The organism is Arthrobacter sp. P1_D12 (assembly GCF_056406175.1).
In genome coordinates this window covers 24,330-36,267 of the sequence record NZ_JBFUAR010000007.1, presented here as the reverse complement: position 1 = coordinate 36,267, position 11,938 = coordinate 24,330, and the positions used below count along the sequence as shown (strand labels likewise).

Below are 11,938 nucleotides of genomic sequence, written 5' to 3'. Positions count from 1 at the left end.
CAATGGTCAGCACGCCCACACGTACGACGACGACACGATCCGCCGCAGGCGGGGCCAGTAGTGGCACGCCCGCCGGCCGTCCGGCCCCTTCGGCGGCACGGCCAACGGCCGGCGGCCCCGCCGTCACCCCCGCTGCCCGGGTGCGTGCCTGGAGCCGCGGATTCTGGTCCGCGCTGGAAGGCACCGGCAAGTCCCGCAACGGATCCACGTACTACCTGATCCTTGGCTCCACCCTGGCGCTGACGGCGATCGGGATCATGATGGTCCTCTCGGCCTCCAGCGTGGAAGCCATCGCCGCGGGGGAGTCGCCGTACTCGGCCGCCCTCAAACAGGGCGGATTCGCCGCGATTGGCGTCTTCGCGATGCTTGTCCTCTCCCGCGTGAACGTCGTCTGGCTACGGCGCTTTGCCTGGCCGCTCATCTTCCTGGCCATTGCGCTGTTGGGCCTTGTTCTCCTCGTGGGACGCAGCGCGCTGGGCAACCAGAACTGGATCGACGTCGGTCCGTTCACGTTCCAGCCCTCCGAAGCCGCCAAGCTTGCCCTCGCGCTCTGGATGGCCACCGTGCTTGACCGCAAGGCCAAGCTCCTCCACGAATGGCGCCACGCGCTCATTCCGGTCGTGCTCCCGGGCGCCATTGCGGTCCTGGGCCTCATCCTGGCCGGAAACGACCTCGGGACGGCCATGATCGTGATGATCATCGTGGCCGCCGCGCTGTTCTTCGCCGGCGTGCGGCTGTACCTTTTCGGCTTCGCCGGGGCGGTCCTGGCCCTTGGCGCGACGATCCTCGCCGTCACGAGCCCGAACCGGATGTGCCGCATCCTGTCATGGACGGGCCAGACCTGCGCCGACGGCTCCGACCTGAACTACCAGTCCACCAACGGCCTGTACGGGCTCGCATCCGGCGGCTGGTTCGGTGTCGGACTGGGCCAGAGCCGGCAGAAGTACAGCTGGATCCCGGAAGCACACAACGACTTCATTTTCGCGATCATCGGCGAGGAACTCGGACTGGTCGGCACGATCGTCGTCCTGGTCCTGTTCGCCATCCTCGGCACCGCCATCTACCGCGTGGTCGTCGCCCAGCACGATGTCTTCCACCGCGTCCTGGCCGGCACGATCATGGTCTGGCTGCTGGGCCAGGCCAGCGTCAACATGGCCGTGGTCACCGGGCTGGCACCGGTGATCGGTGTCCCATTGCCCTTCATTTCCTATGGCGGCTCGGCCCTGCTGATGTCGCTGTGCGCAATCGGCGTCGTCCTGTCCCTGGCCCGGGCCCAGATGGACCCCGGCATGCAGCCGAAGAAGATGCTCAGGTTCGGCCCGGCCGCCTTCGCTAATTCCGTCCGGAGGGCCCGCGCTGCCCGGGCTGCAAGGACTGCCGCCAGCCGGTCCGCCGCCAGCACGGCCTCCAGCCGGTCCGCCGCCCGCACGGCAGCCCGACCCAAGGCCCCCGCAGGCAAGAGCCCCGCCAAGAGCCCCGCCACCAAGAGCCCCGCCAAGAGCCCCGCCGCCAAGAACCGTACGAAAGCGTAAACAGCCCTTCATGAACACCGAGTCGCCCTTGTCCGTAGTCCTTGCCGGCGGCGGAACCGCCGGCCATATCAGCCCGCTGCTGGCAATCGCCGGCGCCCTCCGGAAGTCCCGGCCCGGAGTGCAGCTCCTGGCTGTCGGGACCCCCGGCGGAATGGAAGCGCGGCTCGTCCCGGCGGCCGGCCTGGACCTTGCCACCATCAGCCGTGTCCCGCTTCCGCGCAGGCCTTCCGCGGACCTGCTCCGGCTGCCGGGCCGGATGGCCGGTGCGGTGAAGCAGGCGGGTTCAATCCTGGACGAGGCAGGCGCCGACGTCCTGGTGGGGGTCGGCGGGTACGTGTGCACACCGATGTACCTCGCTGCCCGGCGCCGGAAGATCCCGATCGTGGTCCACGAGGCCAACACCCGTCCCGGCCTGGCTAACCGCGTTGGCGCAGGCCTCGGCGCCCACGTGGCAGTGGCCTTCGCCGCGACCAAACTGGGCCGCGCCGCCCGGCACGTAGGCATGCCCATGCGCCCCGAAATTTCCGGCCTCGACCGCGCGGCCGCCCGGGCCGGTGCACGGCAGGCGCTCGGCCTGGACGCGGACCGGCCGACGCTCATCGTCACGGGCGGGTCCTCGGGCGCCCAGAGCATCAACCGGTCCCTCGCTGCGGCCGTAGGGGCCCTCGCCGACGCCGGCGTGCAGACCCTGCACATCACCGGCCGCGGCAAGTCCGTCCACGACGCCGACGGCAAACCGCTCGCCGCGCCAGGCTATCGGCAGGTGGAGTACGTCGACGGCATGGAAACCGTCTATGCCGCGGCGGACCTGCTGCTGGCCCGTGCCGGAGCCGCCACGGTCTGCGAGGTGGCCGCCGTGGGCGTGCCTGCCGTTTTCGTGCCCCTGCCCATCGGCAACGGCGAGCAGGCGCTGAACGCCGCGGGCCTGGTCGCCGCGGGAGGCGCATTGATCGTCGATGACAAGGCCTTCTCCGCCGACTGGATCAGCGGGAACATCATTCCCCTGCTGCTGGACACGGACAGGCTGGCCCGGATGGCAGCCAGCGCCGAACAGCTCGGCATCCGCGACGCCGACCGGCGCATGGCCGATCTCATCCTCGACGTCGCGTCTTCGAACGAGCACAGCGGGAACCGGCAGCGTCCGAAACAGCAGGGCCCGAACCAGCACGGCAGGAAGCAGTAGAGCAATGACCCAGCCCCAACACGGCACGCATGCCCTGGAATCCCTCGGCCGCGTCCACTTCATCGGCATCGGCGGCGTCGGCATGTCCGCCGTTGCCCGCATCATGGTGGCCCGCGGCATCCCGGTGAGCGGCTCCGACGCCAAGTCGCTGCCCGTCATGGCGGACCTCGCGGCCGCCGGGGCGCGGATCGCCGTCGGCTATGCTCCCGGCAACCTGGGAGACGCCCAGACGGTGGTCGCCGGCTCCGCGATCCGGGCCGACAACCCCGAGCTCGCAGCGGCCCGTGCCGCCGGACTCCCGGTGCTGCACCGCTCCGAGGCGCTGGCCGCCACGATGGCGGATGACACTGTGGTGGCAGTCGCCGGAACGCACGGCAAGTCCACCACGACCTCCATGATCACGGTGCTGCTGCAGGGCGCCGGGCTGGACCCGTCCTTCGCGATCGGCGCCAACGTCCCGGCGCTCGGAGTCAATGCGGCACACGGCACGGCGGGCATCTTCGTCGCCGAGGCCGACGAGTCGGACGGCTCCTTCCTGAACTACCGCCCCAGGATCGCCGTGGTGACCAACGTCGAGCCGGACCACTTGGACTTCTACGGCACCGCCGAGGCCGTCTATGCCTCCTTCGACAGCTTCACGGCCCTGCTCCCGGCGGACGGCGTCCTGGTGGCGTGCGCTGACGACCCCGGGGCCAGGGCACTGGCGGAGCGCACCCTGGCCCGCGGCAACACCCGCGTGGTGCTTTACGGAACCGCCGACGACGCCGCCATCCGGCTGCACGACGCGGGACCTGGCCGGATGGGGATCTCGACGACGGCGGGCACATTCGGCGTCGAACTCCAGGTTCCGGGCCGGCACAACGCACTCAACGCTGCCGCCGCCTTCGCCGTGGCGATCGAACTCGGCGTCGCGCCCGACACCGCTGCGGCGGCACTGGCCCACTTCTCCGGCGCCTCGCGCCGTTTCGAGTTCAAGGGGGAGGGCCGGGGCGTCCGCGTCTACGACGACTATGCCCACCACCCCACGGAAGTCCGCGCCGCCCTGTCCGCGGCACGGGCCGTCGCCGGGCAGCACAAGGTGCACGTGCTCTTCCAGCCGCACCTGTTTTCCCGGACCCGCGAATTTGCCCGCGAGTTCGCCGAAGCGCTCAACACGGCGGACACGGCCCTGGTCCTGGACATCTATCCTGCCCGCGAGGATCCCATTCCAGGGGTCACCAGCGGGCTGATCGCCGAGCACCTGGGCTCAGGCGGCCGCCTTGTCGGACCCGACGGGGAAGCTGTGCAGGCACTGCTGACGGCCGCAGGGCCCGGGGACATCGTGCTGACCGCCGGCGCCGGTGACGTCACGGCCTACGGGCCTCTGATTGTCGAGGCCCTGACGGCCGAGGCCGCCGGTGCCTAGCACCAGGCGCCCCACCTACCGTGGCGGATCCGGCACCGGCGGATCCGGCTCCCGGCCGCCGTCCGCCGGAACGGGCACGGATGTCATTTCTGCGTCCAAGACCGCCGCGGACACCGCCGTCGGTCGGTCCCGCAATCCGCAGAACCTGCAGAACCCGCAGGGCACCCCGGACAACGGGCCCGGCAAGGTGCTCTCCTTCCCCGAGCCCAAGGGCAAGCGTCGCCGGCGGATCCTGCTGAGCACCATCGGGATCGTGGCCGTGCTGATGGCGGGGATCGTCGCGGCCGCTGTCTACTCGCCGGTGCTGGCCCTGCGCACTGTCACGGTGGAGGGTACAAAGATGCTGCACCCGGATCAGGTCCAGGCCGCCCTCGCGCCTCTTCAGGGCAAGCCGCTGCCGCAGATCAGCGAGGAGGAGGTCACAGCCCTGCTCAAGCCGCTGGTCCAGGTCAAGGACGTCACCGCGAAGGCGCTGCCGCCCAACACCCTGCAGGTGCACGTCACCGAGCGCATTCCCGTGGCCATGGTCAAGCAGGGCAAGACATTCCAGCTGGTGGACGTCGACGGTGTCCAGCTCAGCACCACCGCCGATGCGGCCTCGGTATCGCTGCCGGTGATCGACGGCGGCAGCGGAACGCTGCCGAAGGACCTGTTCCAGGCCATCACGGCGGTGCTGGGGGCCCTGCCGGCGGATGTGCTGGCGCGGCTCTCCAACGCCTCTGCCGCGTCGGCCGACGCCGTCGAACTCAAACTCGTCGACGGGCAGACAATCGTCTGGGGCAACGCGGGGGAGAAAGAGCTGAAGGCACGGGTCCTTTCTGCCCTCCTGAAGGTCCCGGCCGACCCCAAAAACCCGGTGAAGGTCTACGATGTCAGCGTGCCCCGGCACCCTGTCACGCGGTAGCCGGCAATCAGATCCGCCGCAGCCCGGATGTCCAGCGGACGTCCAGCTGCCCTCGGGACTTTTTACAGGGGCTATTTGCCCGGTATTCCCGCGACACGCGGCGGCGGTTATTGAATGTCCCCGGCATAGGAAATACCGTCACAGACATGAGTTACTTGACATAACTATAACCTTCAAGTCGAAGGTTAAGGTTCAAAGCTTCAAGCAGGACTCGACCAGTTTTCGCATTAGTACACGAACAAGGGACACGTAACGTGGCAGCTCCGCAGAATTACTTGGCCGTCATCAAGGTCGTCGGCATCGGCGGCGGTGGCGTGAACGCAGTCAACCGCATGATCGAGGTCGGTCTTCGCGGCGTCGAATTCATCGCCATCAACACCGATGCCCAGGCATTGTTGATGAGCGATGCCGACGTCAAACTCGACGTCGGGCGTGAGCTGACCCGTGGTCTCGGTGCTGGCGCGAACCCTGAGGTTGGCCGCCAGGCCGCCGAGGACCACGCCGATGAAATCGAAGAGGTCATCCGGGGCGCAGACATGGTCTTCGTCACCGCCGGCGAAGGCGGCGGAACCGGCACCGGCGGCGCCCCCGTCGTCGCCCGGATCGCCCGGTCCCTTGGCGCCCTGACCATCGGCGTCGTGACGCGCCCCTTCACGTTCGAAGGCCGCCGCCGTGCCGGCTCCGCCGAGGCCGGCATCGACGCCCTGCGCGATGAAGTCGACACCCTGATCGTGATCCCGAACGACCGCCTGCTCTCCATCAGCGACCGCAACGTCTCGGTCCTGGACGCGTTCCGTTCCGCCGACCAGGTCCTGCTCTCCGGTGTCCAGGGGATCACGGACCTCATCACCACCCCCGGCCTGATCAACCTCGACTTCGCCGACGTCAAGTCCGTCATGCAGGGTGCCGGTTCCGCGCTGATGGGCATCGGTTCTGCCCGCGGCGAAGACCGCGCCGTGAAGGCCGCGGAGCTGGCCATCGCCTCCCCGCTGCTGGAAGCATCGATCGACGGCGCGCACGGCGTGCTGCTGTCCATCCAGGGCGGCTCGGACCTTGGCCTGTTCGAAATCAACGAGGCAGCCCGCCTGGTCCAGGAAGTCGCCCACCCGGAGGCCAACATCATCTTCGGCGCCGTGATCGACGACGCCCTCGGCGACGAGGCACGCGTCACCGTCATCGCCGCCGGCTTCGACGACGTCAAGGCCACCTCGCCGTCCATGGACCAGTCCCTGCCGGCCGCGCCGCCGCGTCCCGCGTCCGCCGCCCCCGCCCCGGCGCAGGCACCCGCCTCCGCCCCGGTCCAGCCGCTGCACGCCACCGTCGGCGCCTCCGGCTACGGCGGCTGGGGCCAGCAGCGTCCCTCTGCCGTACCGGCCGATTCGGGCTTCGACGTCGACCTTCCGGCCGTCGTGGAGCCGGACCTGTCCGGCCGGCACTCCGATGACCTGGATGTCCCGGACTTCCTGAAGTAAATAGTTCCGCTCCTGCATGGCACCGCCGTCCGGCGGTGCCATGCTGCATTGCGGCGGGTTACGGTGGATTATATGAACGCAGGTATTCCGGACATGTTGATGGCGGTGTTGTGATTGTTTTGCTGGCGGGCTGAAGTCCGGGCGGGCGTATGGGTGGCTTTCACCGACGCCGGAGCCGGGAACCTGGCACTGCATGTCGGTGACGACCCCGTGGCGGTGCGCCGCCGGCGCGCGGATCTCGAAGCGGCCGCCGGGCTCGGCGGGCGCTCCTTCCGGTACATGAACCAGGTCCACGGCAGTGACGTCGCCACCATCGTCGGGTCCACGGCCGCGGACTCCGCTGGCGAAGGTCCGGCCGCGCCCACGGCCGATGCCATGGTCTCCCTGGCTGAGCCGCTGGCCGTCCTGGTGGCGGACTGCGTGCCGGTGGTGCTGGTCGGCGAGGATCCGGCCGGGGCGCCGGTGCTGGGCGTCGTCCACGCCGGACGGCCAGGCGTCGCCGCCGGGGTTGTGCCAGCCGCCGTGGCCCGCCTCCGGGAGCTCGGTGCGGACCGCATCAGCGCCTGGGTGGGCCCCTCGGTCTGCGGGCGCTGCTATGAGGTCCCCGACAGCCTGCGCGCGGACGTTGCCGCGGCCGTGCCTGCCACCTGGTGCACCACCTCTACCGGCACCCCTGGCCTGGACCTGCCGGCCGGAGTGCGGAGCCAGCTGGAAGCTGCGGGCGTCGCGATCGAATACTCCGGGGGATGCACCCTCGAGGACGACACCCTCTTCTCCTACCGCCGGAACAGCCACGCCGGCCGCTTCGCCGGGCTCGCTTGGACGGACGGCATCCACGGGACTGACGGGACTGACGGGAATAGGGCGCAGGGCCATGACTGAACCGGCGCAGCGCCCCGACGCACACGCCGGCCAGCCCGTCACGGCGCCGGGGGAGAATCATGAGAACCGAACGGACGCGCTGGAAGGCCCCCGACTGGCCCAGCTGGAGGCGAACCTCGGGGCCGTCCGCCGCCGGATCGACGCCGCCGTGGCCGCCGCGGGCCGGCWGGCGGCGCCACCGCGCCTGATCGTCGTCACCAAGTTCCATCCTGCGCAGGACGTCCGGCGGCTGGCGTCGCTGGGGGTCACCGACGTCGGGGAGAACCGGGACCAGGAGGCCGCGGAAAAGGCGGCGCAGCTTCAGGACCTTGGCCTGAGCTGGCACTTTATCGGCCAGCTCCAAAGCAAGAAGGCCAAATCCGTGGTGAAGTACGCCGCGTCCGTGCACTCCGTGGACCGGGAAGCCGTCGCCTCGGCCCTGGCCAAGGCGATGGCCGTCGAAGCCGACCGCACCGGACGCCCGCCCCTGGACTGTTTCATCCAGGTCAGCCTGGCCGAGCAGGCCGGCGATGCAGCAGGGGCACACCGCGGAGGCGCGGCGCCCGGCGAAGTCCCCGCGCTGGCCGAACAGGTCGCCGGTGCCGGCGGGCTGAGGCTCGCCGGCGTCATGGCCGTTGCCCCGCTCGGGGCGGACCCGGGGGCTGCTTTCGAAAAGCTGGCGGGCATTTCCGGGCGGCTGGCCGAACAATTTCCGTACGCCACGGGAATATCCGCCGGCATGAGCCAGGACCTCGAAGAGGCCGTCCGCTTCGGGGCGACACACCTGCGCATTGGCTCCGATATTCTCGGTCCGCGTCCGGCCCTGCGGTAAGTTCGACATATTGGAAGGTAATGGCGGGGATTCCAAGGCTGTCTAGTCACTAAGCGGCCCGCTTACGGACAAGATTAGGAGTCGACCATGGCTGGCGCTCTGCGCAAGACAATGATCTATCTTGGGCTCGCCGACGGCGACGAACACTACGAGTCTGAGCACCCCACACCGCACAAGGATGAGGACGAATCCATGGAGCAGGACCGCGAGGAACGACGTGCTCCGGCGCCCGTCCGCGAGGTCCCCCGGGAAGAGCCCCACGCCGCTGAAGAGGAATATCGCGCACCTGTGACACCCATCAAGCGTGCGGCATCGAGCCGCGAAGAGACCACCGGACTCCGGCAAATCACGACCATCCATCCGCGGTCGTACAACGACGCCAAGCTCATCGGCGAAAGCTTCCGCGACGGCATCCCCGTCATCATGAACGTCACCGACATGGGCGAGGCTGACGCCAAGCGCCTCGTGGACTTCTCCGCCGGTCTTGTTTTCGGCCTCCGCGGCAGCATCGAACGGGTGACCAACAAGGTCTTCCTGCTCTCGCCGTCGTACATCGAAGTCATTGGCGACGACAAGAAGGTCAGCGAGACGCAGGCAAGTTTCTTCAACCAGAGCTAGGCCCGAATATTCGGTACTGATGCCAGGCGGGGACACCTGCCTGGCATCCGTGCGGAATTATCCGTGTTGAAATAGAAGTGACACTTTCCTTAGGACACTTCGGTATCCGGAATGAACATGGAGATATGAGTTAGCTCATGGGAATTGTTTTGGGGCTCGTCTATATCGCTCTGTTGCTTTTTTTCGTGGCATTGATCATCCGCCTGGTCTACGACTGGGTGCAGATGTTTGCCCGAAGCTGGCGGCCGCGCGGTTTGGCACTAGTGACCGCCCATGCTGTGTATTCGGTCACGGACAAGCCCCTCAAACTGCTCCGCCGGCTCATCCCGCCGCTGCGGTTGGGCGGAATGTCGCTTGACATCGGCTTCCTGCTGCTGTTCGTGGCCGTGAGTGTGGCGATGTGGATCGTCAAGGGCCTGGTGTACGCCCAGCCGATCGCAGCATAGGCCGCGGCCGCMGCCGGGCAGCGACCTGCCCGGCCCCGGCCCAAACCGAAAGTAAACTCCGGTTTGACACTGCGGTGTTGAATTAGAGGAACCAGACCATATTTAGGTACCGTAGTTTGACGGCCGGAAGGCCTACTGACTAACTAGACCAACGAGGTGACCAGATGGCTTTGACGCCAGAAGACGTTGTCAACAAGCGCTTTCAGCCGACCAAGTTCCGCGAAGGCTACGACCAGGACGAGGTTGACGACTTCCTGGACGAGATCGTCGTCGAACTTCGGCGCCTGAACCAGGAGAACGACGAGCTGCGCAAGAAGCTCGCCGAATCCGGCGCCGGCACGCCTGCCAGCTCCGCAGCCGCCGCACCCGTGGTGGAAAAGGTCCCGGCACCCGTCAAGGCCGAGAAGGAAGACACCGCCAAGGCCGAGGCCGAGGCCAAGGCAAAGGCGGCCGCAGAAGCCGCCAAGAAGAAGGAAGCCGAGCAGGCCGCCAAGGCCGCCCAGGTTGTCGAGCCGGCACGCAGCGCCGCCACCCCCGCGTCGGAGTCCGCCGCCGGCCTGCTCGCCATGGCGCAGCAGATGCACGACAAGCACGTCGCAGACGGCGAGCAGCAGCGGGACAAGATCATCGCTGAAGCCCAGATCGAGGCCAGCAGCCTCGTCAACGATGCGCAGGAAAAGTCCCGCAAGATCCTCGGTGCCCTCGAGCAGCAGCGCTCCGTCCTGGAACGCAAGGTCGAGCAGCTTCGCGGCTTCGAGCGCGACTACCGCTCACGCCTGAAGGCCTACATCGAAGGCCAGCTCCGCGACCTGGACGCCCGCGGCTCCGTCGCGGCCCCCGAGGTTGGCGAAGCCAGCTAGGGCAAAAAGCAAGTATTCTGAAAGCCGGTGGCTGAGGATTCCTCGGCCGCCGGCTTTTCCCTTTTCCCGCAACGTGCCGGCACCGGCCCAGGTGCCCGGCGCTTGCCGGTACCTGAACCCGGTCCCCGCACTGGCTCCCGATCGAAAGCCCTATGACTGACGCACCATCACCAGACGCCATGCAGCCTGTCGAGGCGGCACAGCCCGTGCGCGCCCGGCCGCGGCGGGCAAAGCTGTTTGTCCTTTTCGCTGCCTTCGCGGTCTTCGCCTACGTGTTCGACCAGCTCACCAAGCTCTGGGTCACGACCACCATGACCGAGGGTGAGCGGATCCCCGTGCTTCCCCCGCTGCTGCACTGGTTCTACATCCGCAACTCGGGGGCGGCGTTCTCAATCGGCGAGAACGTCACCTGGGTGTTCACGATCATCATGGCGGCCGTGTCTGTCGCGATCCTGCTGCAGCTGCGCAAGCTCGGTTCGCTCTGGTGGGCCCTGGCGCTGGGACTGCTGCTCGGCGGCGCACTCGGGAACCTGACGGACCGGCTGTTCCGCGAGCCGTCCTTCGCGATGGGCCATGTGGTGGACTTCATCCAGCTGCCAAACTTCGCGATCTTCAACATCGCCGACTCCGCCGTCGTCTCCGCCGTCGTGATCATCTGCCTGCTCACGCTCCGCGGAATCTCCCTGGACGGCTCGCGCCACACGAAGGATACGGTGGCTAACGATGTCTGACACTGCCTCAGGAAACGCCGCTGACATGGCGGCCGATATGGCCGCCGAAGCCGGCACCGCACCCGCCGGGCACCACCGCTTCACCGTCACGGAGGACCTCGCCGGTTCCCGCGTGGACGCCGGACTGGCCAGGCTGATGGACATCTCCCGCTCCCAGGCCGCAGTCCTGATCGCCGAAGGCAACGTCACCAGCAACGCAGGGAAGGTCGGAAAGTCCCTCAAACTCACCCTGGGCACAGTGCTCGAGGTCGTGGTGCCGGACCGCAGGGACCCCCTGGAAATCGTGGAGGAAGTAGTGGACGACCTGTTGATCCTGCTGGACGATGACGAATTTGTGGTCATCGACAAACCGGTCGGTGTGGCCGCGCACCCTTCGCCCGGCTGGGTGGGACCCACGGTGGTGGGAGGCCTCGCCGGGCTCGGCTACCGGATTTCGACGTCGGGCGCCCCGGAGCGCGCCGGCATCGTCCACCGGCTCGATGTCGGCACGTCCGGTGTCATGGTGGTGGCCAAGACCGAAAATGCCTACACCGTGCTCAAGCGGGCCTTCAAGGAGCGCACCGTGGACAAGGTATATCACGCCGTCGTCCAGGGCCTTCCCGATCCGCTGGCGGGCACCATCGACGCGCCCATCGGCCGGCACCCGGGCCATGACTGGCGGTTTGCCGTGACCGAGGACGGCCGTGATTCGGTGACGCACTATGAGGTCCTGGAAGCTTTCGGGAAAGCCTCACTCGTGGAGGTGCACCTCGAGACGGGCCGCACCCACCAGATCCGCGTGCATTTCTCGGCCCTGCGCCACCCCTGCGCCGGTGACCTCACCTACGGTGCGGACCCGAGGCTGGCCGCCACCCTCGGCCTCACCCGGCAGTGGCTGCACGCCCGGGAACTGTCCTTCGACCACCCGCGGACAGGGGAGCGGGTTACCGTCGCCAGCGAGTACCCGCAGGACCTGCAGTACGCGCTGACGGTCCTGGAGTCCGGAAACGCCTGAGCCGCACGGCACGGGCGGCCTGAATCCACGGGGTTCTGCCGGGCCGCCCGCTGCCGCCGTTCGGTGCCAACCGCCGTGGCTGCACGCCGCCGTCGTGGCA

At 68.3% G+C, this 11,938-nt stretch carries 12 protein-coding genes; all 12 read left to right on the top strand.

The genetic code is table 11. The features are described from left to right. The first annotated feature begins 2 nt into the window (after nt 1–2). The 12 genes from ftsW to AC1DZV_RS07045 all read left to right on the top strand — a co-directional run bounded on the left by ftsW (nt 3) and on the right by AC1DZV_RS07045 (nt 11,838). Nucleotides 3–1,532, top strand: coding sequence for a putative lipid II flippase FtsW (ftsW, locus tag AC1DZV_RS07100; protein WP_476952007.1), 1,530 nt, complete (start codon nt 3–5; stop codon nt 1,530–1,532). A 10-nt stretch (nt 1,533–1,542) separates the two neighbouring features. Further along, nucleotides 1,543–2,715, top strand: a complete 1,173-nt coding sequence (gene murG / locus AC1DZV_RS07095; RefSeq protein WP_476952008.1) for an undecaprenyldiphospho-muramoylpentapeptide beta-N-acetylglucosaminyltransferase — start codon at nt 1,543–1,545, stop codon at nt 2,713–2,715. A 4-nt stretch (nt 2,716–2,719) separates the two neighbouring features. Further along, nucleotides 2,720–4,120: a UDP-N-acetylmuramate--L-alanine ligase gene (gene murC / locus AC1DZV_RS07090; RefSeq protein WP_476952009.1), complete on the top strand. Its 1,401-nt coding sequence runs from the start codon at nt 2,720–2,722 to the stop codon at nt 4,118–4,120. Further along, nucleotides 4,113–5,024: a cell division protein FtsQ/DivIB gene (locus AC1DZV_RS07085; protein ID WP_476953334.1), complete on the top strand. Its 912-nt coding sequence runs from the start codon at nt 4,113–4,115 to the stop codon at nt 5,022–5,024. The genes murC and AC1DZV_RS07085 overlap by 8 nt, the downstream gene beginning before the upstream one ends. 254 nt (nt 5,025–5,278) lie before the next feature. After that, nucleotides 5,279–6,496 (top strand): cell division protein FtsZ, encoded by a 1,218-nt coding sequence (ftsZ, locus tag AC1DZV_RS07080; RefSeq protein ID WP_476952011.1) that lies wholly within the window; start codon nt 5,279–5,281, stop codon nt 6,494–6,496. A 114-nt stretch (nt 6,497–6,610) separates the two neighbouring features. Beyond that, nucleotides 6,611–7,378, top strand: coding sequence for a purine nucleoside phosphorylase YfiH/LACC1 family protein (locus AC1DZV_RS07075; RefSeq protein WP_476952012.1), 768 nt, complete (start codon nt 6,611–6,613; stop codon nt 7,376–7,378). Continuing rightward, nucleotides 7,371–8,189, top strand: a complete 819-nt coding sequence (locus AC1DZV_RS07070; RefSeq protein ID WP_476953333.1) for a YggS family pyridoxal phosphate-dependent enzyme — start codon at nt 7,371–7,373, stop codon at nt 8,187–8,189. The genes AC1DZV_RS07075 and AC1DZV_RS07070 overlap by 8 nt, the downstream gene beginning before the upstream one ends. 87 nt (nt 8,190–8,276) lie before the next feature. Beyond that, complete coding sequence (locus tag AC1DZV_RS07065; RefSeq protein WP_026266243.1) at nt 8,277–8,807, top strand: cell division protein SepF; 531 nt, start codon at nt 8,277–8,279, stop codon at nt 8,805–8,807. Nucleotides 8,808–8,944: 137 nt separating this feature from the next. Beyond that, nucleotides 8,945–9,253, top strand: coding sequence for a YggT family protein (locus AC1DZV_RS07060; protein ID WP_028275875.1), 309 nt, complete (start codon nt 8,945–8,947; stop codon nt 9,251–9,253). 164 nt (nt 9,254–9,417) lie between these two features. Next, entirely contained in the window at nt 9,418–10,113 is a 696-nt protein-coding gene (locus AC1DZV_RS07055) for a DivIVA domain-containing protein (protein ID WP_028275874.1), read from the top strand. 152 nt (nt 10,114–10,265) lie between these two features. Beyond that, the gene (gene lspA / locus AC1DZV_RS07050; RefSeq protein ID WP_223916639.1) at nt 10,266–10,844 is read left to right on the top strand and encodes a signal peptidase II; all 579 of its coding nucleotides are present in this window, start codon (nt 10,266–10,268) and stop codon (nt 10,842–10,844) included. 25 nt (nt 10,845–10,869) lie between these two features. Further along, nucleotides 10,870–11,838 (top strand): RluA family pseudouridine synthase, encoded by a 969-nt coding sequence (locus AC1DZV_RS07045; RefSeq protein WP_028275872.1) that lies wholly within the window; start codon nt 10,870–10,872, stop codon nt 11,836–11,838. The last annotated feature ends 100 nt before the right edge of the window (nt 11,839–11,938 follow it).

Excerpts from the sequence above, each read along its gene's own strand:
- AC1DZV_RS07060 (WP_028275875.1), top strand. The coding sequence starts at position 8,945 with ATGGGAATTGTTTTGGGGCTCGTCTATATCGCTCTGTTGCTTTTTTTC.
- ftsW (WP_476952007.1), top strand. The coding sequence starts at position 3 with ATGGTCAGCACGCCCACACGTACGACGACGACACGATCCGCCGCAGGC.
- AC1DZV_RS07045 (WP_028275872.1), top strand. The coding sequence starts at position 10,870 with ATGGCGGCCGATATGGCCGCCGAAGCCGGCACCGCACCCGCCGGGCAC.
- murC (WP_476952009.1), top strand. The coding sequence starts at position 2,720 with ATGACCCAGCCCCAACACGGCACGCATGCCCTGGAATCCCTCGGCCGC.
- lspA (WP_223916639.1), top strand. The coding sequence starts at position 10,266 with ATGACTGACGCACCATCACCAGACGCCATGCAGCCTGTCGAGGCGGCA.
- AC1DZV_RS07065 (WP_026266243.1), top strand. The coding sequence starts at position 8,277 with ATGGCTGGCGCTCTGCGCAAGACAATGATCTATCTTGGGCTCGCCGAC.
- murG (WP_476952008.1), top strand. The coding sequence starts at position 1,543 with ATGAACACCGAGTCGCCCTTGTCCGTAGTCCTTGCCGGCGGCGGAACC.
- AC1DZV_RS07055 (WP_028275874.1), top strand. The coding sequence starts at position 9,418 with ATGGCTTTGACGCCAGAAGACGTTGTCAACAAGCGCTTTCAGCCGACC.